Origin of the sequence: Oceanicola sp. 22II-s10i (assembly GCF_002210105.1) — a bacterium.
Classification (GTDB): Bacteria; Pseudomonadota; Alphaproteobacteria; order Rhodobacterales; family Rhodobacteraceae; genus Pseudooceanicola.
Genome location: NZ_AQQU01000001.1, coordinates 197,987 through 217,500, shown reverse-complemented (window position 1 = coordinate 217,500; position 19,514 = coordinate 197,987). Strand labels below are relative to the sequence as shown.

The 19,514-nt window shown below is 65.4% G+C and carries 21 protein-coding genes, 1 tRNA gene and 2 rRNA genes (1 of these 24 cut by a window edge); 14 read left to right on the top strand and 10 right to left on the bottom strand.

Annotated features, from left to right (window positions below; translation table 11 throughout):
- From ATO6_RS01155 to ATO6_RS01125, 7 genes are all read left to right on the top strand, one after another.
- Window positions 1-1,313: ribosomal RNA gene (locus ATO6_RS01155) — 23S ribosomal RNA — on the top strand (it extends 1,517 nt beyond the left edge of the window).
- 85 nt (window positions 1,314-1,398) lie between these two features.
- Window positions 1,399-1,513: ribosomal RNA gene (gene rrf, locus ATO6_RS01150) — 5S ribosomal RNA — on the top strand.
- A gap of 76 nt (window positions 1,514-1,589) precedes the next feature.
- Window positions 1,590-1,666 (top strand) — tRNA-Met (locus ATO6_RS01145).
- 273 nt (window positions 1,667-1,939) lie between these two features.
- Entirely contained in the window at window positions 1,940-2,143 is a 204-nt protein-coding gene (locus ATO6_RS01140; RefSeq protein ID WP_088622116.1) for a DUF2892 domain-containing protein, read from the top strand.
- 87 nt (window positions 2,144-2,230) lie between these two features.
- Window positions 2,231-3,211 (top strand): hypothetical protein, encoded by a 981-nt coding sequence (locus ATO6_RS01135; RefSeq protein WP_088622115.1) that lies wholly within the window; start codon window positions 2,231-2,233, stop codon window positions 3,209-3,211.
- Between the two features lie 197 nt (window positions 3,212-3,408).
- Window positions 3,409-3,867 carry a DUF4168 domain-containing protein gene (locus tag ATO6_RS01130; RefSeq protein ID WP_088622114.1) on the top strand — a complete coding sequence of 153 codons (459 nt, stop codon included), beginning with the start codon at window positions 3,409-3,411 and terminating at the stop codon, window positions 3,865-3,867.
- Window positions 3,868-4,127: 260 nt separating this feature from the next.
- On the top strand, window positions 4,128-4,469 hold the full coding sequence (locus ATO6_RS01125) for a cupredoxin family copper-binding protein (RefSeq protein WP_088622113.1): 342 nt from the start codon (window positions 4,128-4,130) through the stop codon (window positions 4,467-4,469).
- A 12-nt stretch (window positions 4,470-4,481) separates the two neighbouring features.
- Here ATO6_RS01125 and ATO6_RS01120 read toward each other — a convergent pair whose 3' ends face one another.
- From ATO6_RS01120 to ettA, 3 genes are all read right to left on the bottom strand, one after another.
- A complete protein-coding gene (locus ATO6_RS01120) occupies window positions 4,482-4,751 on the bottom strand; it encodes a hypothetical protein (RefSeq protein WP_141101906.1) in 270 nt (89 codons plus the stop codon).
- Between the two features lie 45 nt (window positions 4,752-4,796).
- A complete protein-coding gene (locus ATO6_RS01115) occupies window positions 4,797-5,075 on the bottom strand; it encodes an FxLYD domain-containing protein (protein ID WP_088622111.1) in 279 nt (92 codons plus the stop codon).
- A gap of 453 nt (window positions 5,076-5,528) precedes the next feature.
- Window positions 5,529-7,184, bottom strand: a complete 1,656-nt coding sequence (ettA, locus tag ATO6_RS01110) for an energy-dependent translational throttle protein EttA (protein ID WP_088622110.1) — start codon at window positions 7,182-7,184, stop codon at window positions 5,529-5,531.
- A 182-nt stretch (window positions 7,185-7,366) separates the two neighbouring features.
- Here ettA and ATO6_RS01105 point away from each other — a divergent pair, with 182 nt between their 5' ends.
- The 3 genes from ATO6_RS01105 (at window position 7,367) to dacB (ending at window position 10,734) form a co-directional block, all read left to right on the top strand.
- Entirely contained in the window at window positions 7,367-8,491 is a 1,125-nt protein-coding gene (locus tag ATO6_RS01105) for an AI-2E family transporter (protein ID WP_254919040.1), read from the top strand.
- A 75-nt stretch (window positions 8,492-8,566) separates the two neighbouring features.
- Window positions 8,567-9,190 carry a nicotinate-nucleotide adenylyltransferase gene (locus ATO6_RS01100; protein ID WP_088623353.1) on the top strand — a complete coding sequence of 208 codons (624 nt, stop codon included), beginning with the start codon at window positions 8,567-8,569 and terminating at the stop codon, window positions 9,188-9,190.
- A gap of 47 nt (window positions 9,191-9,237) precedes the next feature.
- On the top strand, window positions 9,238-10,734 hold the full coding sequence (gene dacB / locus ATO6_RS01095; protein ID WP_088622109.1) for a D-alanyl-D-alanine carboxypeptidase/D-alanyl-D-alanine-endopeptidase: 1,497 nt from the start codon (window positions 9,238-9,240) through the stop codon (window positions 10,732-10,734).
- A gap of 11 nt (window positions 10,735-10,745) precedes the next feature.
- On the opposite strand, the gene ATO6_RS24935 is transcribed toward dacB, so the two are convergent.
- Together ATO6_RS24935 and ATO6_RS01090 are read right to left on the bottom strand one after the other, a co-directional pair.
- Window positions 10,746-10,883 (bottom strand): hypothetical protein, encoded by a 138-nt coding sequence (locus tag ATO6_RS24935; RefSeq protein ID WP_176440786.1) that lies wholly within the window; start codon window positions 10,881-10,883, stop codon window positions 10,746-10,748.
- A 149-nt stretch (window positions 10,884-11,032) separates the two neighbouring features.
- Window positions 11,033-11,458: a tellurite resistance TerB family protein gene (locus ATO6_RS01090; protein ID WP_088622108.1), complete on the bottom strand. Its 426-nt coding sequence runs from the start codon at window positions 11,456-11,458 to the stop codon at window positions 11,033-11,035.
- A gap of 112 nt (window positions 11,459-11,570) precedes the next feature.
- On the opposite strand from ATO6_RS01090, the gene ATO6_RS01085 reads away from it, so the two are divergent.
- Complete coding sequence (locus ATO6_RS01085; RefSeq protein ID WP_088622107.1) at window positions 11,571-13,145, top strand: lysine--tRNA ligase; 1,575 nt, start codon at window positions 11,571-11,573, stop codon at window positions 13,143-13,145.
- A 46-nt stretch (window positions 13,146-13,191) separates the two neighbouring features.
- Here ATO6_RS01085 and ATO6_RS01080 read toward each other — a convergent pair whose 3' ends face one another.
- The 5 genes from ATO6_RS01080 to ATO6_RS01060 all read right to left on the bottom strand — a co-directional run bounded on the left by ATO6_RS01080 (window position 13,192) and on the right by ATO6_RS01060 (window position 17,244).
- Window positions 13,192-14,388, bottom strand: coding sequence for an MFS transporter (locus ATO6_RS01080; protein ID WP_088622106.1), 1,197 nt, complete (start codon window positions 14,386-14,388; stop codon window positions 13,192-13,194).
- Between the two features lie 82 nt (window positions 14,389-14,470).
- Window positions 14,471-15,232 carry an ABC transporter permease gene (locus ATO6_RS01075; RefSeq protein ID WP_088622105.1) on the bottom strand — a complete coding sequence of 254 codons (762 nt, stop codon included), beginning with the start codon at window positions 15,230-15,232 and terminating at the stop codon, window positions 14,471-14,473.
- Window positions 15,229-16,158, bottom strand: coding sequence for an ABC transporter ATP-binding protein (locus tag ATO6_RS01070; protein ID WP_088622104.1), 930 nt, complete (start codon window positions 16,156-16,158; stop codon window positions 15,229-15,231). The genes ATO6_RS01075 and ATO6_RS01070 overlap by 4 nt, the downstream gene beginning before the upstream one ends.
- Window positions 16,159-16,281: 123 nt before the next feature.
- Entirely contained in the window at window positions 16,282-16,788 is a 507-nt protein-coding gene (locus tag ATO6_RS01065; RefSeq protein ID WP_088622103.1) for a CoxG family protein, read from the bottom strand.
- A gap of 81 nt (window positions 16,789-16,869) precedes the next feature.
- Complete coding sequence (locus ATO6_RS01060; RefSeq protein ID WP_088622102.1) at window positions 16,870-17,244, bottom strand: zf-TFIIB domain-containing protein; 375 nt, start codon at window positions 17,242-17,244, stop codon at window positions 16,870-16,872.
- A gap of 240 nt (window positions 17,245-17,484) precedes the next feature.
- Here ATO6_RS01060 and ATO6_RS01055 point away from each other — a divergent pair, with 240 nt between their 5' ends.
- The 3 genes from ATO6_RS01055 (at window position 17,485) to ATO6_RS01045 (ending at window position 19,513) form a co-directional block, all read left to right on the top strand.
- Window positions 17,485-18,180 carry a response regulator transcription factor gene (locus ATO6_RS01055; protein WP_088622101.1) on the top strand — a complete coding sequence of 232 codons (696 nt, stop codon included), beginning with the start codon at window positions 17,485-17,487 and terminating at the stop codon, window positions 18,178-18,180.
- Window positions 18,181-18,313: 133 nt separating this feature from the next.
- Window positions 18,314-18,988, top strand: coding sequence for a hypothetical protein (locus tag ATO6_RS01050; protein WP_088622100.1), 675 nt, complete (start codon window positions 18,314-18,316; stop codon window positions 18,986-18,988).
- 36 nt (window positions 18,989-19,024) lie between these two features.
- The gene (locus ATO6_RS01045) at window positions 19,025-19,513 is read left to right on the top strand and encodes a HugZ family protein (RefSeq protein WP_088622099.1); all 489 of its coding nucleotides are present in this window, start codon (window positions 19,025-19,027) and stop codon (window positions 19,511-19,513) included.
- Window position 19,514: the final 1 nt, after the last annotated feature.

Here is a 19,514-nt window from a genome sequence, read left to right as displayed (position 1 = left end):
ATCGGATTGGGTGGGCCGCTCAGTGGTTCCTGGAAATAGCCCTCCATTAGATCGTACCCTAAACCGACACAGGTGGACTGGTAGAGAATACCAAGGCGCTTGAGAGAACGATGTTGAAGGAACTCGGCAAAATACTCCCGTAAGTTCGCGAGAAGGGAGCCCGGTTTCTAGGCAACTAGAGGCTGGGGGCACAAACCAGGGGGTGGCGACTGTTTACTAAAAACACAGGGCTCTGCGAAGTCGCAAGACGACGTATAGGGTCTGACGCCTGCCCGGTGCCGGAAGGTTAAAAGGAGGGGTGCAAGCTCCGAATTGAAGCCCCGGTAAACGGCGGCCGTAACTATAACGGTCCTAAGGTAGCGAAATTCCTTGTCGGGTAAGTTCCGACCTGCACGAATGGCGTAACGACTTCCCCGCTGTCTCCAACATCGACTCAGCGAAATTGAATTGCCTGTCAAGATGCAGGCTTCCCGCGGTTAGACGGAAAGACCCCATGCACCTTTACTACAACTTCACACTGGCATCAGGCCATGCATGTGCAGGATAGGTGGTAGACTTTGAAGCAGGGACGCCAGTCTCTGTGGAGTCTCCCTTGAGATACCACCCTTGCATTGCTTGATGTCTAACCGCGGTCCGTTATCCGGATCCGGGACCCTGTGTGGTGGGTAGTTTGACTGGGGCGGTCGCCTCCTAAAGCGTAACGGAGGCGCGCGAAGGTTGGCTCAGAGCGGTCGGAAATCGCTCGTTGAGTGCAATGGCAGAAGCCAGCCTGACTGCGAGACTGACAAGTCGAGCAGAGTCGAAAGACGGCCATAGTGATCCGGTGGTCCCAAGTGGGAGGGCCATCGCTCAACGGATAAAAGGTACGCTGGGGATAACAGGCTGATACTGCCCAAGAGTCCATATCGACGGCAGTGTTTGGCACCTCGATGTCGGCTCATCTCATCCTGGGGCTGGAGCAGGTCCCAAGGGTACGGCTGTTCGCCGTTTAAAGAGGTACGTGAGCTGGGTTTAGAACGTCGTGAGACAGTTCGGTCCCTATCTGCCGTGGGTGTAGGATACTTGAGAAGAGTTGCCCCTAGTACGAGAGGACCGGGGTGAACGGACCACTGGTGGACCTGTTGTCGTGCCAACGGCAGTGCAGGGTAGCTATGTCCGGACAGGATAACCGCTGAAGGCATCTAAGCGGGAAGCCCCCTTCAAAACAAGGTATCCCCGAGGGCCGTGGTAGACCACCACGTCGATAGGCTGGAGATGTAAGTGCGGTAACGCATTCAGTTGACCAGTACTAATTGCCCGATAGGCTTGATTTGATCCAGTAGAAGTCGGACTTCTACGGATCGGAAGAAGTACACCGAACGTGTACTGACTTGGACGATGATTGAGGGTCTTACTTGGTCTGGTGGTCATAGCGAGAGCAAAACACCCAGCCCCATCCCGAACCTGGCCGTTAAGTGCCTTAGCGCTGATGGTACTGCGTCTTAAGACGTGGGAGAGTAAGTCACCGCCAGACCTAGTAAGCCCCTCAATGATATCTCTCTTACGATGCGCACCTCACAGACCATATGGCCCGAGGTGCCGGAAATTGGCGCGGGATGGAGCAGTCCGGTAGCTCGTCAGGCTCATAACCTGAAGGTCGTAGGTTCAAATCCTACTCCCGCAACCAATGCCACCCCGATCGACAGGAACATCCGCCACTCCGGCGGATTTTTTGCGTTTTGGGGGCCCGTATCGACATTCCTGCACCCTCCCAATGCTCCGGTTCGGTGAAATTACCCTGGCAAGACGATGGGCCCAGACGGTGCCGGGCCGCATGGCCTGCGACAACAAATATCGACACCGATCCCGATCCCGGCCGTTGCAGAGCGACCGACGGCATAATATATTCCGTTATCAGAATGTGAGTCGGCCCCGCCGATTCCTCAAATCGGAGCATGCTATGACACTCGATCGCGCAGTCCTCGCCTTTGCCGGGGTGATGGTTCTTCTCAGCCTGGCGCTGACCCTCTGGGTCTCGCCCTACTTCATCTGGTTCACCGCCTTCATCGGTGTGAACATGCTGCAATCGGCGTTCACCGGCTTCTGCCCCGCGGCGATGATCTTCCGGCTGTTCGGCATCCAGAAGGGCTGTGCCTTTCAATAAGCCCGGCCCGCGGGGCTGAACTCGGCCCCGCGGCTATTGCAACCCGTCGTGCACCTGTCACTCTGCCCCGAAACCGGGGAGGAGCTGATGACCGGACCGAACGAAAAGCAATGGCGCGCCGTCGCGGACCTGTATCACGACGTCTTTCTGGGGCTGCTGCTGACTGTGCTGTCCCGGAAGGGCGCCCGCGCCGGCGAAATCTTCATGTTCAATATCTTCCGCCGCCAGCAGCGCGAGAAGTTCCTGTCCGGTCTCGAAAAACTCGGGATCGCGGATGAGCCGCCTGCCGTGGCGGCGGCCAAGTATCATTACCTGTCGAACATGATCGGCGGGGTGAATGTCGAATACATGCGCGAACATGACGGCAAGGCGTGGATCCGCTATGCCCCGCCCCGTTGGGCGTGGAAGGGCGTCGTGCTCTGTGCGATTCCGCCCAAGGTCTCCGAGGCGATGCTCTGGGGCTGGCATTCCAACAACGGCATCATGCTCGGCGCGCCGTCCATGGGATTCGTCTGCACGAAACAGGCGGTTGACGCGCAGGACGGGCTCGAGGGCTATTATTTCGACTACGGTCGCCCCCTAGAACAGCAGGAACGCCTGAGGTTCGCGCGGGACGAGGAAGCGCCTGTGTTCGACCCCGCCGCCGCGCCGATGCTGGGGATCGAGACCTGGCCGGCCGAGCGTCTGGCCAAGGCGCACCGGAACTACGCAATGGAATATGCGAAATCGGCGCTGCTCGAGGTGGTCAACACCTTTGGCCCCATCGAAGGCGAGGGGCTGATGCGGCTGGCCTGCCGCATGGTCGGGATGCAGGTCTATCGCGATATGGAGGCGGCGTTCGGCACCCCGGACTTCGCCGCAGCTCTGACCTGTCTGATCGCGGCGCAGGGCGATTCCGGCACGGCGACAGGGGAGGGGGCCGAGGTCCGCGTCACGCAGGACAGCTGGCGGCTGATGGCGGATGCCGGGCCGCATGGTGTCATCGCACGTGCCGGATACGAGGCGCTGCTGGCCGGGATGGGCGACGCGGCCCGGCGCGGGTCGAGGGTGTCGGTCAGCTGGGCCTGAACCGGACACGCATCGTCGCAATCGCTTGAACGCCTGCGGCACGGCGGTGTCCCGCGCAGGGGAACCCCTTGAAACGGCGGCATAATGCCCAGAAACGGCGCGCAGGTTGCAGACCGCGTGCGGGTGGTTAGCTGTGTGACAGCGCAGAGGCCGGTTGGTCTCCGCGACCTCTAACTCACAGGCATCCGGAGGATGACATGACAACGATTGCTTCCAAGCTGCTCCGCGGCTCTATCATTGCGGGCGTCGCGCTCGCACCCGTGTCTGCGCTGGCGCAGAGCGCGGCGACGCCGCAGGACGACACGGCGCAGCAGACCGCGCCCGAAACCATGCCGGGGACCGAAGCGGCTGATTTCAGCGAGGCGCAGCTGGAGAGCTTTATCGAGGCGACCGTGAAGATCCAGGAGCTGCGGGACAGCTTCCTGCCGCAGATCGAGGCGGCCGCGTCCGAAGAGGACAAGCAGGCGCTGGCACGGCAGGCCCAGACCGAGATGCAGTCGGCGGTCGAAGAGACCGAGGGGCTGGACGTCGAGACCTACAACCAGATCGGTCGCGCGGCGCAGTCGGACGAAGGGCTGAACGCACGTCTCGTGGCGATGCTGCAGGACCGGACGCCCGCGCCGGGCACTGCCGGGGAGACCCGCGACGAGGGCTGACCCCTCCGGATTATGAAATGCGGCCGTCTGGCCGTGTCATTGAACGCCGCTCCTTCGGGGCGGCGTTTTCTGTTCGCTGCGGACGGGCGGGCGGCAGGCTTGCGTCCGGGCGGCTGCGGTGGCGGGTGAAGGCGGGGCGGTGCGTGGCGAGCACGCACCCTACGCGTGTCGGGGATAAGGGGACGCGCGTGAAATAATTCACCACCTCGCGGCAGGTGCGGGTAACACTGTGCCATTGGTTAGCGACAGGAGGTATCGCCATGACCGAAATGACCCGCCGTTCCACCCTTGGGCTTCTCGCTGCCGGGGCCGCTGCGCCCCTCTTTGCCGGGTCGGCCCATGCCGCGTCTCACGCGGATGTCGTGGTGACGATCAAGGGGTTCGCCTTTTCGCCCGCGTCGCTGACGGTCAAGGCCGGGACCGTCGTGGCTTTCGTCAACGAGGACGGCGCGCCGCATACCTCGACCTCCAAGGACGGGGGCTGGGACACCGGACGGCTGAACAAGGGTCAGCGGAAGGAGATCGAGATGGGCAAGGCGGGGACGTTTGCATACGTCTGCGCGTTCCATCCGAACATGAAAGGGACGGTTGTGGTGGAGTGAGGCGACCCGCGTTCAGGGATCGGGGGCGGACAGGCGGGGGAAGTCGATGTCTTCGCTCCGCATGTCTGGGCAGCCAGCCTCGGACACCAGGCGGACCTTGCGGTCATACGCCATGTGTCCGAACCCCATCTGACGCGTGGATTGCAGCACGAAGGCTTCCGTCACCCTGCTGAGCCAAAGCCGGCCGTCGAAAATGCCGCAGAAATAGATGTACTCCGCGTCGAGAACGCGGGGATGCTTGTCGGGCGCGATGATTGCGCCGAGTTCCTGCCGCGCCGCCACCTGCATCGGCAGGGGGACGAAATATTCCAGACTATCCTCCGGCTGTTAGTCGCTCAGGATGACGTTTCCGTCCGCATCGTAGAGCGCGAAGTAGATCTTGGCGTTCTGCATCGGCAGGTCGGAGTTGTTCTTGAACGAGAAGAAAAGCGCCCGCGTCGACGGATCGTCCTGCACTTCGTTCTGGAAGGACACCATCGGGACGAGGCTGGCGGTGACGCTGAACATGTCGGAATACAGCAGCCCGACGATCCCCGAGACCAGCCCGATGCCAGCGACAATCGCGGCAGAGGTCTTTGATACGATGGCCGGTGCGTGAATGGGCATGGACGGTCCTTGGACTGTTTGGACGGGGCCCATCACGTAACTCAACCGGTGGATGAAGGACACGCCGCACATCCCTGCGGCGGGCATGTCCCATTGGATGTGGCGCGCCGGTCACGCGGGCGGGTTACGGGGCTGAGATCGGCGGGACGCAGTGGCTTGCGCGCTTGCCCGCATCGGTTGTCGGGAAACATGCCGCGTCAAGCTTGGTGCAAACCACACGACCATCGCCTGCGCCGCTTTGCCGGATGGCGGCCTGACAATCCTGTCCGGGAGGTCGCTGGGTCGATTGCCCGCAAGACTGGCCATGGTGCCCGTCGCACCTGGGCGTCCCGGAGGTAACCGTTGTGTGGACTGATCCGGGCGGTTCCGGATCTGAGGTTCTTGGCAAACAGGGCGGGGTTCGTCCCGCCCTGTTCCAAAGCGCTGCGCGTTGCTGACGCGCGGTGCGCGTCCTTAACGGGTGAACTTCTTGTACTTCACCCGCTTCGGCTCAAGCGCATCCGGCCCGAGCCGGCGCTTCTTGTCCTCTTCGTAATCCTCGAAGTTGCCTTCGAACCATTCCACATGCGCCTCGCCTTCAAACGCCAGCATGTGCGTGCAGATCCGGTCGAGGAAGAAGCGGTCGTGCGAGATGACCACGGCGCAGCCGGCAAAGTCGGTCAGGGCGTCTTCGAGCGCGCGCAGCGTCTCCACGTCCAGGTCGTTGGTCGGTTCGTCGAGCAGCAGCACGTTGCCGCCGTCCTTCAGCAGCCGCGCCATGTGGACGCGGTTGCGTTCACCGCCCGACAGCAGCGAGACTTTCTTCTGCTGGTCCGGGCCCTTGAAGTTGAACGCACCGCAATAGGCGCGGGAATTCACCTCGGCGTCGCCGATGGCGATGATGTCCTGACCGTCGGAAATCGCTTCCCACACGTTGTTGTCGGGGTCGAGGTCGTCACGGGACTGGTCGACGTAGCTCAGTTTCACCGTATCGCCGAATTCCACCGTCCCGGCATCAGGCTTTTCCTGACCGGTCAGCATGCGGAACAGCGTGGTCTTGCCCGCGCCGTTGGGGCCGATCACGCCGACGATGGCGCCGGGCGGGATCGAGAACGACAGGTCCTCGATCAACAGCTTGTCGCCCATGGCCTTTTTCAGGTTCTCGACCTCGATCACCTTGCCGCCCAGACGGGGGCCGTTGGGGATGACGATCTGGGCCTTGCCGATCCGTTCCTTCTCGGACTGGTCGGCGAGGTCCTTGTAGCGCGTGATCCGGGCCTTCTGCTTGGCCTGACGGGCCTTGGCGCCCTGCCGGATCCATTCCAGTTCGCGCGACAGCGTCTTCTGCTTGGCCTTGTCCTCGCGCGCTTCCTGTTCCAGCCGCTTGGCCTTCTGTTCCAGCCACGCGGAATAGTTGCCCTCGTAGGGGATGCCGCGGCCGCGGTCGAGTTCGAGGATCCAGCCGGTGATGTCGTCGAGGAAGTAGCGGTCGTGGGTGACGATCAGGATCGTACCCTTGTAGTCGATCAGGTGCTGCTGCAGCCACGCGATCGTTTCCGCGTCGAGGTGGTTGGTCGGTTCGTCCAGCAGCAGCATGTCGGGCTGTTCGAGCAGCAGCTTGCACAGCGCGACGCGGCGCTTTTCACCGCCCGACAGCTTGGTGACGTCGGCATCGTCGGGCGGGCAGCGGAGCGCTTCCATCGAGATGTCGATCTGGCTGTCGAGATCCCAGAGGTTCTGGGCGTCGATCTCGTCCTGCAGCTGCGCCATCTCGTCCGCCGTCTCGTCCGAGTAGTTCATCGCGATCTCGTTGAACCGGTCGAGCTTGGCCTTCTTCTCGGCCACGCCCAGCATGACGTTGCCGCGCACGTCGAGGTTCGGGTCCAGCTCCGGCTCCTGCGGGAGGTAGCCGACCTTGGCGCCCTCGGCGTGCCAAGCCTCGCCCTGAAAGTCCTTGTCCCAGCCGGCCATGATCTTGAGCAGCGTGGACTTACCCGCGCCGTTCACGCCGACGACGCCGATCTTCACGCCGGGGAGGAAGTTGAGGTGGATGTTCTCGAAGCACTTCTTGCCGCCCGGATAGGTCTTGGAGACGCCGGACATGTGATAGACGTATTGATACGAGGCCATCTTGGACTCCCTTGAAGGGCTGCGGATTCCGGGGGGTGATACAGAAGCGCGCGGGCGGGGGCAATGTGATCGCGGGCCCCTTTGTCAAAAGGCCGGAACCGGCGGGCGCTGGCGGGTGTTCATCCCCTGTGAGCGGAGGGTCCAGCGTGGCGGACGGTACGAGTACCTTGAATGATGATGAGTTGACGGCCGAGGCTGAGACGCGGGAATCCCGGCGGCTGAGGCGCATCCAGTATATGCTGGCGGGCATCCTGATCCTGCTGTTCCTGTGGTCCATTTCACTGGCCAAGGTCGTGATCATGCCCATCGTTCTGGGCCTGCTGATCGCCCTGACGCTGACGCCGTTCGTCCGGGGGCTGAGGCGGCTCGGCGTCCCGGAAGTGGTGTCGGCTTTTGCGCTGATCGGCGCGCTGGCGCTTTCGATCGCCATGGCGCTCTACTTCCTCAGCGGCCCGGCGACCACGCTGGTGGACGAGGTCCCGCGCATCCGGTTCGAACTGCGCGAGAAGATGGCCGAGTTCGAGGCGCGGTTCCGGGCCGTTCAGCAGGCGTCGGAAGAGATGGAGAACATCACGAACGGCGACAACGAGAACCAGCAGCAGGTGGTGGTGTCGGACAAATCCGGTGTGCTGGGCACGGCGCTCAGCTCGCTGGCCGGGCTCGGCTCGGCGGTGGCGATCGCCATGGTGCTGGCGATGTTCCTGCTGGCGGCCGGTGACTTCTATCACCGCAAGCTGGTCGAGGCGCTGCCACGCCTGTCGGACAAGAAGCGGGCGTTGCTGATCGCGCATGACATCGAACGCCAGATATCGCGCTACCTCGCTGCGATCACGGTGATCAACGCCTGCCTGGGGCTGGCGGTCGGCATCACGCTCTATCTGCTGGACATGCCCTTTGCCTACCTCTGGGGCGTGGCGGCGTTCCTGATGAACTACCTTCCGTTCATCGGCGCGATGCTGGGTGTGGCGGGCTGTGCCGCCGTGTCTCTCGTCACCTTCGACACGGTGAGCGCCGCGCTGGTTCCACCGCTGGCCTACCTGACGCTGACCTCGCTCGAGGGGCAGATCATCACGCCCTACCTCGTCGGCCGGCATCTGAAGCTGAGCGCGGCGGTGGTGTTCGTGGCCGTCGTGTTCTGGGCGTGGCTCTGGGGCGTGGCGGGCGCGCTGATGGCGGTGCCGTTCGTCGTGTTCGTCAAGGTCATCTGTGACCACATCCCGTCCTTGCACGTGTTCGGCACCTTTCTGGGCGGCAAGGGCGATCCGCTGGCCGTGACCGGGCCGGCCACGGGCGCCGGTGGCCGATGATCCATGCCGAACTTCATGCATGGAGCCTGCCGGAAAGCGCTCCACTTGCGTGCCGCCATGCGCTAAATGGCGGGAATGCGTCACGATTTTCCATATGCGCGGGCAGGGCAGGTGATCGGGCTTCTGGGCGGATCCTTCGATCCGGCCCATGCCGGTCACGCCATGATCACCAAGGAGGCGCTCAAGCGCTTCGGCCTCGACCGGGTCTGGTGGCTGGTCAGCCCCGGCAACCCGCTCAAGACCCGCGGCCCCGCGCCCCTGCCGCAGCGCATGGAACATGCGCGCGAGGTGATCGACGATCCGCGTGTCCGCGTGACGGATATCGAGGCGCATATCGGTACGCGCTACACCGCGCGGACGCTGCGAAGGCTCAAGTCGCTCTACCCCGGCGTCCGCTTCGTCTGGCTGATGGGGGCGGACAACCTGGGCCAGCTGGACCGTTGGCAAGAATGGCGCTGGATCATGGACAACGTGCCGGTCGGGGTGCTGGCCCGGCCCGGCCAGCGGATATCGGCGCGGACGTCCAAGGCGGCGCGGGTCTATGGGGCGGCGCGCCTGCCCTCGGCGCATTCGACATTGCTGGGACGGTGCGCCGCACCGTGCTGGTGTTTCGTAAATGTTCCCATGATACCCCTGTCGTCGTCGGCGATCCGAAAGGCCGGCCAGTGGCACGCCGGGTCCGACAACACGGGCGCTTGAACCCCGTGGACTTGAGCCCTGTGGACAAGCGCGGATAGGGTGCGCTCATGAACCGTCAGATTCCCCGTCGCACCTTTCTCAGCGGTGCCCTTGCAGCCCTCGCCGCGCCCGCGCTGGCCAATGCGCCGGCCCGTTCGCTGCGCCCCGTGCCGCGTCCGCCCGAGGGCCAGCGCGGCCCGCGTGTTCCCGAGGGCGAGGCGCTGGTGTCCGACGCGCGGCTGGATGCTGCCGTCGCCTATGCGGTCGCGGATGCCCGTACGGGGCTGGCGCTGGAAGGCCGCGGCGCGGGCGACGCGCTGCCGCCCGCAAGCGTGGGCAAGGCGCTGACGGCGCTCTATGCGCTGGACCGGCTGGGGCCGGATCACCGGTTCCGCACGCGGCTGATCGGCACCGGCCCGGTCCGGGAAGGTCGGCTGACGGGCGATCTGGTGCTGGCCGGGGGGGCCGATCCGACGCTCGACACCGACGGGTTGGCCACCCTGGCAAACCGCCTGAAGGAGTCCGGGGTGCGCGAGGTCGCGGGCCGGTTTCTTGTCTGGGGCGGGGCCCTGCCGCAGGTGCAGACGATCGACAGGGCGCAGCCGGATCATGTGGGCTACAGTCCGGCCGTGTCCGGGCTGAACCTGAACTACAACCGCGTGCATTTCGAATGGCGCCGGGCCTCGGGCAAATGGGCCGTGTCGATGGACGCGCGCAGTGCCAAGTACCGGCCGGACGTCGCCTTTGCCCGGATGCGGATCGAAACGCGCGATGTGCCCGTCTACACCTATGCCGACCGGGACGGACGCGACGAATGGACGGTCGCGGCCGGTGCGCTTGGCAACGGCGGGGCGCGCTGGCTGCCGGTGCGCAAGCCCGAGATTTATGCGGGCGAGGTGTTCCAGACCCTCGCGCGGGCGCACGGCATCGTGCTGAAGGCGCCGGAAGTGACGCAGGCGCAGCCCGTGGGCGACGAACTGGCGGCGTTTGAAAGCGGCGAGCTGCGGGGCATCGTGGCGGACATGCTGCTCTATTCCACCAATATCACGGCCGAGGCGATCGGCATGGCCGCCAGCGTGTCGACCAACCCCGATGTCTCGACGCTCGCCGGGTCCGCCGCGCTGATGAACGCGTGGCTCGCGACGCTGCCCGGTGCACCGCGCATCGCGATGGTGGATCATTCGGGGCTGGGCGGCGACAGCCGGGTCACGGCGGATGCGATGGTGACGGTCCTGTCCGCGCCCGGCGTGCCGGGCCGGCTGCGCCCGCTGATGAAAACGATCCCGATGCGCGATGAGAAGGGGCGCCCTGACCGCAACCATCCGATCAAGGTCGAGGCCAAGACCGGCACGCTCAATTTCGTGTCCGGTCTTGCGGGCTACATGACCGGGCCGGACGGCACCGATCTGGCCTTTGCGATCTTCGCGGCCGACGTGACCCGCCGCGAGGCTCTGGACGAGGACGAACGTGAACGTCCGCCGGGGGCGCGGTCGTGGAATGCCCGCGCCAAGGCCCTTCAGAGGGCGCTCATCGAGCGCTGGGGCGCGCTCTACGGCACCACCTAAGGCGGGCCGCGTCAGTAGTGGCGCGTCAGCTGTTCCGAATGCAGCTGCACGACCCGGTGGGGTTCGTTGTGGGTATCCGCGAAGGTGCCGAGGACCGGCAGCAGGCAGAGGATCAGGGACGCCACGATCAGGAAATGCTTGCGGTTCATTGTTTCGAATTCCTCACTGTCTATGATCCCATTTGGGGCCGGACAGGGGTTTTCGCCAATGGTGGAATTCCTGACCCTGCGGAAGTCCGCATCGGGCCGGGCGGATTGTCGCCGCAGGCTCAACAGCCTCGCGGCGACGTGATTTCCGGTCAGCCCTTCAGGTGCCGCGCCCGTGCCCCGCGTTCGATCGCGGCGGCGTGCAGGCGGTCGATCCTCAGCTCGTAACGGATTTCCTCGAGCAGCCTCAGTTCCGCCTCGCGCAGGGTGCCGTCGGCGGCGGCCACGTCGCAGGCCAGCGCATAGGCGGTTTCGTTCAGGTGCTCGGGCAGGTTGTCCCGCACGAGGCCAAACAGCGCGTCCAGCCCGTCCTCCTCGGCAAACAGGTCGAAGACCAGCTCCGACATGGAGCGAATGCGGTCCGCGTCGTAATGGCCGAAGATCGGCAGGACGTTCACGTTGTTCTCGATCTTGACGAGTTCCATCGTGCGGACATCCTCGTCCGAGACGGAAACGGCGATCATGATGAGGACAAGACAGTCCTGCGGGGTGAGGGAGTGGGTTTCGGTATCAACCATTGGTCTTCTCGGGTCTGTTGTTGCGGTGCAGAATATTGACCCCGGCGGTGGCGGGCAATAGGAAGCGCCATTGTCCCACCGGTCCGTGACCGGGTTCTGAAGGAGTGGAGTGATGAGCGATTTCCGCGAAGCGGCGATGAATTCGAAGGCCTGGCCGTTCGAAGAGGCCCGCGCTCTGCTCAAACGGTACGACAAGGCGCCGCCGGAAAAGGGCTATGTGCTGTTCGAAACGGGCTATGGCCCCTCCGGCCTGCCGCATATCGGCACCTTCGGCGAGGTGCTGCGGACGACGATGATCCGCCGCGCCTTCGAGGTCATCAGCGACATCCCGACCCGGCTGATCTGCTTCTCGGACGACATGGACGGGATGCGCAAGGTGCCGGGCAACGTCCCGAACCAGGACCGCCTGCGCGAGGACCTGCAGCGCCCGCTGACCAGCGTCTACGACCCGTTCGAGGAATTCGAGAGCTTCGGCCACCACAACAACGCGATGCTGCGCCGGTTCCTCGATACCTTCGGGTTCGAATACGAGTTCTATTCGGCGACCGAGTTCTACAAGTCCGGCCAGTTCGACGAGGTGCTGCTGCGCGCCTGCGAACGCTATGACGACATCATGAAGGTCATGCTGAAATCGCTCCGCGAGGAGCGTCAGCAGACCTATTCCTGCTTCCTGCCGATCCACCCCGAGACCGGGCGCGTGCTCTATGTCCCGATGAAGGAGGTCAACGCCAAGGACGGCACGATCACCTTCGACGACGAGACCGGGCGCGAATGGACGCTGCCGGTGACGGGCGGGCAGGTGAAGCTGCAGTGGAAGCCGGACTTCGGCGCACGCTGGGCCGCGCTGGACGTCGATTTCGAGATGTATGGCAAGGACCACTCGACCAACACGCCGATCTACGACCGGATCTGCGAGATCCTCGGCGGACGGGCCCCGAACCATTTCACCTACGAGCTGTTCCTCGACGACAAGGGCGAGAAGATCTCCAAGTCCAAGGGCAACGGCCTGTCGATCGACGAATGGCTGACCTACGCCTCGACCGAGAGCCTGTCGTATTTCATGTACCAGAAGCCCAAGACGGCCAAGCGGCTGTTCTTTGACGTGATCCCGCGGGCGATGGACGAATACCACCAGCAGCTGCGCGCCTATGCCGATCAGGACGACGCGCAGAAGGCGGCGAACCCGGTGTTCCACATCCACGGGCACAACGTGCCGGCGTCGGACATGGTGGTGCCGTTCGGGATGCTGCTGAACCTCGCCTCCGTCGCCTCGGCCGAGGACAAGGACGTGCTGTGGGGCTTCATCCGCCGCTATGCGCCGGAGGCCACGCCGGAAAGCCACCCCGCGCTGGACGCGGCGGCGGGCTATGCGGTGCGCTACTACAACGATTTCGTGAAGCCCGAGAAGGTCTATCGCGCCCCGACCGACAAGGAACGCGAGGCGCTGGAGGCGCTGCGCGACGGTCTGAAGGACTGGGGCGGGCCGATGGATGCCGAGGAGCTTCAGGGGCTGGTCTTCTCGGTCGGGCGTGAACGGTTCGACCCGATGAAGGACTGGTTCAAGGCGCTCTACGAGGTCCTGCTGGGGGCCTCGCAGGGGCCGCGCTTCGGCGGGTTCATCGCGCTTTACGGCGTGACCGAGACGGTGGCGCTGATCGACCGGGCGCTGGCCGGGGACTTCGTCTGACACCGGTCGCCGGGGGCGCAGCACGCCCCCGGCCCACAGGACCGGATCACCGCCGGCGCGCGTCCACGAGCGCGAGCGTGTAGAGCCCGATCCCGGCCACGGCCAGCACGGCCCCCACGACGCCCGAGGCGGGATAGTCGTATCCCATCCTCAGCGCGGCGGCGGCCAGCATCGGGCCGAGCGCGTTGGCAAAGTTGAACGCGGCGTGGTGCATGGCGGCGGCCAGCTGCTGCGCCTCGCCTGCCACGTCCATCAGGCGCGACTGGATCACCGTCGCCACGCCGCCCAGCATCCCCAGCGAGAAGACGACCGGGATCAGCGTCCACAGGCTGCCCGCGGCCACGGAATAGAGCAGCAGCACAAGCGTCCCGGCGGTGAAGCAGGCATAGACCGTGGCGTTGGCGTTGCGGTCGGCCATCATGCCGGACAGCAGGGTAAAGACGGTCATCCCCGCCCCGGTGATCATCAGCACCACGGGCACGGCACTGGCCGGAGCGCCGGTGGTGTGGATGACGGTCGAGGCGAGGTAGGTGTAGACGGCGAAGAACCCGCCGAAGCCGATGGCCCCGGTCGCCAGCAGCAGCAACACCTGCCGGTTCCTCAGCGCGCCGAGTTCCCGCAGCGGGTTGGCAGCAGGATCGGGCCGGTCGCGGGGGGCGGCGAACCAGACCGACAGCGCCGTCGCCAGCGACAGCACGCCGACGAGGGCAAAGCCCCATCTCCAGCCCACGACCTGCCCCAGCCAGCTTGCTGCCGGAACGCCGATGGTGGTGGCCAGCGACAGCCCCACGAACACCCGCGCCACGGCCGAGGCGCGCCGGTTGCGCGGCACCACCGCGGCTGCGGTCAGCGCGGCGAGGCCCAGGTAGGCGCCATGCGGCAGGCCGGAGAGAAAGCGCGTCAGGGTGAACAAGCCGAAGTCCTGCGCCAGCCCCGAGGCGGTGTTGAACACCGCGAAGGTCAGCATCAGCAGCACCAGCATCAGCCGCCGCGACACCCGCGCGCAAAGCACGGAGATCGTCGGCGCGCCGATCACGACGCCGATGGCATAGGCGCTGATGGCATCCGCCGCCCGCGCCTCGGACACGGCGAGGTCGGTCGCAAAGAAGGGGAGCAGCGCCATGGAGGCGAATTCCGTCGTGCCGATCGCGAAGGCGCCGAGCGCGAGGGCAAGAATGACAAGCCCCGGCGGAACCGGGGCTGCTGTCGTCACCGGGGCGGGTGCGAAAGCCTGATCGGACATGAGGGGGCCCTGTCTGTCGTGACGTCTGGCTCCTCCCTGTCCGATGGCTAACGCCACCGGGCAGGGATTGCAATCGCGCCGGTCAGTCGCGCAGCCGCCAGCCGGTGCGGAAGATCAGCCAGATGATCCCGACGCAGAGCGCGGTGAAGCCGGTGATGGCCAGCAGGCTCAGCGCCACCGAGACGTCCGACTGTTCGAAGAAGGCCCAGCGGAAGCCCGAGATCAGGTAGACCACCGGGTTGAACAGCGTGATCGTCTGCCAGACCGGCGGCAGCATCGAGATCGAGTAGAACGACCCGCCGAGGAAGACGAGCGGGGTCACGATCAGCATCGGCACAAGCTGCAGCTGTTCGAAGTTCTTGGCCCAGATCCCGATGATGAACCCCATCAGCGCGAAGCTGACGCAGGTCAGGACGAGGAAGGCCAGCATCGCCAGCGGGTGTGCGATGCTCAGGTCCACGAACAGCGAGGCGGTGCCGAGGATCACCAGACCGATGAACAGCGACTTGGTCGCCGCCGCGCCCACATAGCCGATCACCACCTCGATGAAGTTCACCGGGGCCGACAGGACCTCGTAAATCGTGCCGATGAACTTGGGGAAGTAGATCGCGAAACTGGCGTTCGAGATCGACTGCATGATGACCGAGAGCATGATGAGGCCCGGCACGATGAACGCGCCGTAGCTCACGCCCTCGACCTCCTGGATGCGCGAGCCGATGGCGGTGCCGAAGACCACGAAGTAGAGCGAGGTCGAGATCACCGGCGAGATGAAGCTCTGGAGGATGGTGCGGAAGAACCGCGCCATTTCGTAGCGGTAGATCGACCAGATGGCATAGGTGTTCATGCCGCGTCCTCCTTCACGAGGCTGACGAAGATCTGTTCCAGCGAATCCTGCCGCGTCGACAGGTCCCGCATCACGATCCCCGCCGCCGACAGGTCGGCCAACAGGCGGGTGATCCCCGTCCGGTCCGCATGGGTGTCGTAGGTATAGACCAGCGCGGCACCGTCGTCGGCGAGCTCCAGGTCATAGCCCTTCAGCGCGTCCGGCACCTCGGACACGGGTTCGCGCAGCTCGATCTTCAGCTGCTTGCGGCCCATCCGGCTCATCAGCTTGTCCTTGTCCTCGATCAGCAGGATCTCCCCGTGGCTGATGACGGCGACGCGGTCGGCGATGGCCTCGGCCTCTTCGATATAGTGAGTGGTCAGGATGATCGTGACGCCCTGTTTCTTCAGGTCCGCGACCACTTCCCACATGTCCTTGCGCAGCTCCACGTCCACGCCCGCCGTCGGCTCGTCCAGGAACAGCACACGCGGTTCGTGGATCAGCGCCTTGGCGATCAGCACCCGGCGTTTCATCCCGCCGGACAGTTCGTTCACCTTGCTGTCCCGCTTGTCCCAGAGCGACAGCTGCTTCAGCAGCCGCTCCATCAGCGCATCGTCCCGGCGCTTGCCGAACAGGCCGCGCGTCAGGCCGACGGTGTTCTTCACCTTCTCGAACGGCTCGAGCGAGATGTCCTGCGGCACGAGACCGATCATGCCGCGCGCCGCGCGGTAGTCGTGCTGGACGTCGTAGCCGCCGACCGTCGCCTGTCCCGAGGTCGGGATGGTGATGCCGCAGAGCGTCGAGATCAGCGTCGTCTTGCCCGCGCCGTTCGGGCCGAGCAGCGCGAGGATCTCGCCCTCCTCGATGTCGAGGTTGACGCCCTTCAGCGCCTCGAAACCGCCCTCGTAGGTTTTCTTCAGGTTCTTGACCTGCAGGATCGGGGCCATGGCCACCTCCCGTTATGTTGTATTCAACGCGGGAGACCTATACGCGCAGCCATGAATGACAAGGCCGCCCGCAGGCGGCCGTATCCCTCATCCGCGCACAGTCGCGGTAATGTCGGTGCGCGCTCAGCTGCCGGTGATGCGCCGCAGCCAGCCCTTCTTCTCGGCCTCGGGGGCCTCGTCGCCCTCGGCCGGGCCTTCCAGCACCTCCTGGAAGCGGGTGAAGAACTGGTCGGCCATCTTCTTGGCGAAACCGTCGATTATCCGGCTGCCGAGCTGCGCCAGCTTGCCGCCGACCTTGGCCTCGACGTCATAGGTCAGCAGCGTGCCGGCCTCGGTCGGCTCCAGCGTGACCTTGGCGCCGCCCTTGGCAAAGCCCGCCGCGCCGCCCTTGCCCTCGCCGCTGAGCGTCAGGGACTGGTTCTCGACGATGTCGGAAATGGTGACCGCGCCCTTGAAGGTCGCCTTGACCGGCCCGACCTTCTGCACGACCGTCGCCTCGAATCCCTCCTCGGGGGTGCCGGTGACCTCCTGCGCGCCGGGCACGCATTCCTTCAGCACGTCAGGCGACAGAAGCGCGGCAAACACCACCGCCGGTTCCGCCTTGATCTCGCGGCTGTCGCTCATCTGCATGGGAAGTCTCCTGTCCGTCCTGTTCAGGCCGGAGGCTACTACCGCGCAGGGGCGTATGGAATACCGGATTTCGACGCGGCGTCAGTCGAAGTCGAAAATCTCGCTCAGCAGGCTCTTGCGCTTGCGCTTCTTGTAATACTTCCGGTCGTCGTCGCGGTAGCGCGGATCATAGCCGTGATAGCGCCGGTCGTCGTCGTAGCGGCGGTCGCCGTCATAGCGCCGGTCATGGCCACGATCGCGCGGCGGCTCCATGTGGTGCGGCTGCGGCGCGGGGGCCGGTTGCGGCGGGGGCGGCGGGGTGACGACGGCTTCGCCCAGTTCCTGTGCCGAGCGGTCGATGATCTTGTCCAGCTCGCCCCGGTCCAGCCAGACGCCCCGGCAGGACGGGCAATAGTCGATCTCGACCCCCTGCCGTTCGGTCATCATCAGCTGGGTTCCGTCCACCGGACATTTCATCACGCTCTCCCATGTGTATCTGCACCTGACATGTGGGGACCGGGGGCGTGCTTCTCAACCCGTTAACCCTGCCCGCGGAATGTGCGCGACAACCGGCCGCGTCACGCGCTATCCCCCGCCTCACGACACCGGGCCGCTCTGCCGCCCGCAACCAGACACAACACGATCCGACGGTGTGGGCCGCATGTGCGGCCACTGTCGTGCATTGCGGCCCTCTTCGTTCTGCATGAGGAGCCTGCGATGCGCATTCTGATCTCCGACGCCACATGGACCTCGGCCACACTCGCGCACCAGTTGCGCGGACAGGGCTTCTATGTCAGCGAAGCGGCCACGGGCGAAGACATCCTGACCTACGCGGCTCAGGGCCGGTATGACGCCATCCTGATCGACCCGGATCTGCCGGACACCACGGCGCAGAGCCTTCTCCGGCACCTGCGCGGCGCGCATCCGCACATGCCGGTCTGCCTCTTCGCCCGGTCGTGGAGCCACGAGGCGACGGCCCGCGCCCTGACCGCCGGGGCCGACGATGTGATCCCCTTTCCCTACGACGCCCCGGCCATCGCCGCCCGCCTGCGGGCCTATGCCCGCCGGGCGCAGGGCTTCGCCAGCCAGACGCTGACGCATGGCGGTCTGACGGTCGAGCTGGACGGGATGGCCGTGCGCTATGCGGGGCAGGCGCTGCACCTGACGCGGCTCGAATACGAACTGGTCGAGATGCTGGCGCTGGCCGATGGCCGTCTCGTCACCCGCGAAGCGATCATGACTAAGCTCTACGCGTGGGAGGACGAGCCCGATCCCAAGATCATAGACGTCTATATCTGCCGCATCCGCTCCAAGCTCGCCGCTTGCGGTGCACCCGGCGACGTCCTGCTGACCACATTCGGGCAGGGTTATCGCGTCAATGCCGCGGCGGTGCCGATGCGTCGCGCCGCCTGAGATACCCCGCGCGCCTCTCTCACACCGCGCGCGTCCGGGCGCCGGGTCCAGCCTCCAGGGACCCGGCCCACCCATTCGGCAGCTTTTCGGCGACGTTAACACCGGCTTAACCGAGCTGCGGCCAAGCTGTGCCATGTCCCCGACCCGACCGCCCATTGCGCTCCTCGCAGCCCTGCTGTTCGCCACGCTGCCACTGGCCGCGCCGGATGGGGCCGCGGCCGGGGCGTGGCCGCGTGACCGGGGGCGGGTCTTTTCCGCCTACACGCTGCGCCGGGGGCTGTCGGGCGGACCGGTGATGACCTCGATCTATCAGGATATCGGCCTCGGCCCGCGCAGCGGTCTGACGCTGGAACTGGACCTTGCACAGGGACGGTTCGAAAAGGTCTTTGCCTTTGGCCGTGTCACGGCCACCCGGCCCGGCGCCGCGACACAGATGTCCTTTGCTGTCGGCGGCGGCACGCTGTCCGGCGATGCCGCCGTCGCCGGCCGCGTCATGCTGGGCCACGGTTTCCGCGTCTTCGGCTCTGACGCATGGGCGGAAATCGCGCTGACCGGCGAACACACCCGCCGGACCGGCAGGATGGCGGGCAAGGCGGACCTGACGCTGGGCATCTCGCCGACACCGCGCCTGAAATCCTACGTTCAGGTCTTTGCCTACAAGGCGAACGACAGCCTGCTCTACCTGCGCACGGAATCATCCACCGCGATCCGGCTGTTCGGCAGCACCTGGCTCGACCTCGGCCTGTCGAGCGGGATTGCCGGATCGTTCGACCGCCGGATCAAGCTCGGCATCTGGATGTCGTTCTGATGGACCTCGACCGCGCCACGCCCTAGGTTCGGCGGCATGAGCAAAGCCGATCCGATCCGCCCGACCGATGACGAAGCGCGCGCGCTGGCCCGCGACCTGCTGAGCGGCGCAACTTTCGCCGCGCTGGGCGTGATCGACCCCGACACCGGCGCGCCCTCTGTCAGCCGCATCGCGATGGCCACCGCCCCGGACGGGCGCCCGCTGAGCCTGATCTCGGACCTTTCAGCGCACGCCCGCGCACTGAAGGCGAACCCCTCGGCCTCGCTGCTGGTCGGCGAGCCCGCCGACCGCGGCGATCCGCTGACGCACCCGCGCCTGACGCTGCAGGTCACCGCCCGCGAAACGCGACACGGAGAGCCCGGCCATGCCGAACTCTCCGCCCATTACCTGTCGCAGCGGCCCAAGGCGAAACTCTACGCCGGGTTCGCGGATTTCTTCCTCGTCACCTTCGACATCGAGGCGGGGTTCCTCAACGGCGGCTTCGGCCGCGCCTTCCGCCTGACCGCCCAGGACATCCTCGGCTGAG

Coding starts and splice junctions, on each gene's coding strand:
- ATO6_RS01115 (WP_088622111.1), bottom strand. CDS start 5,075: ATGCCCATTCACGCACCGGCCATCGTATCAAAGACCTCTGCCGCGATT.
- ettA (WP_088622110.1), bottom strand. CDS start 7,184: ATGGCCTCGTATCAATACGTCTATCACATGTCCGGCGTCTCCAAGACC.
- ATO6_RS01075 (WP_088622105.1), bottom strand. CDS start 15,232: ATGAACACCTATGCCATCTGGTCGATCTACCGCTACGAAATGGCGCGG.
- ATO6_RS01125 (WP_088622113.1), top strand. CDS start 4,128: ATGACCGAAATGACCCGCCGTTCCACCCTTGGGCTTCTCGCTGCCGGG.
- ATO6_RS01100 (WP_088623353.1), top strand. CDS start 8,567: ATGCGTCACGATTTTCCATATGCGCGGGCAGGGCAGGTGATCGGGCTT.
- ATO6_RS24935 (WP_176440786.1), bottom strand. CDS start 10,883: ATGAACCGCAAGCATTTCCTGATCGTGGCGTCCCTGATCCTCTGCCTG.
- ATO6_RS01130 (WP_088622114.1), top strand. CDS start 3,409: ATGACAACGATTGCTTCCAAGCTGCTCCGCGGCTCTATCATTGCGGGC.
- ATO6_RS01135 (WP_088622115.1), top strand. CDS start 2,231: ATGACCGGACCGAACGAAAAGCAATGGCGCGCCGTCGCGGACCTGTAT.
- ATO6_RS01070 (WP_088622104.1), bottom strand. CDS start 16,158: ATGGCCCCGATCCTGCAGGTCAAGAACCTGAAGAAAACCTACGAGGGC.
- ATO6_RS01140 (WP_088622116.1), top strand. CDS start 1,940: ATGACACTCGATCGCGCAGTCCTCGCCTTTGCCGGGGTGATGGTTCTT.
- ATO6_RS01045 (WP_088622099.1), top strand. CDS start 19,025: ATGAGCAAAGCCGATCCGATCCGCCCGACCGATGACGAAGCGCGCGCG.
- ATO6_RS01050 (WP_088622100.1), top strand. CDS start 18,314: ATGTCCCCGACCCGACCGCCCATTGCGCTCCTCGCAGCCCTGCTGTTC.
- ATO6_RS01090 (WP_088622108.1), bottom strand. CDS start 11,458: ATGGTTGATACCGAAACCCACTCCCTCACCCCGCAGGACTGTCTTGTC.
- ATO6_RS01065 (WP_088622103.1), bottom strand. CDS start 16,788: ATGCAGATGAGCGACAGCCGCGAGATCAAGGCGGAACCGGCGGTGGTG.
- ATO6_RS01085 (WP_088622107.1), top strand. CDS start 11,571: ATGAGCGATTTCCGCGAAGCGGCGATGAATTCGAAGGCCTGGCCGTTC.
- ATO6_RS01060 (WP_088622102.1), bottom strand. CDS start 17,244: ATGAAATGTCCGGTGGACGGAACCCAGCTGATGATGACCGAACGGCAG.
- ATO6_RS01055 (WP_088622101.1), top strand. CDS start 17,485: ATGCGCATTCTGATCTCCGACGCCACATGGACCTCGGCCACACTCGCG.
- ATO6_RS01080 (WP_088622106.1), bottom strand. CDS start 14,388: ATGTCCGATCAGGCTTTCGCACCCGCCCCGGTGACGACAGCAGCCCCG.
- dacB (WP_088622109.1), top strand. CDS start 9,238: ATGAACCGTCAGATTCCCCGTCGCACCTTTCTCAGCGGTGCCCTTGCA.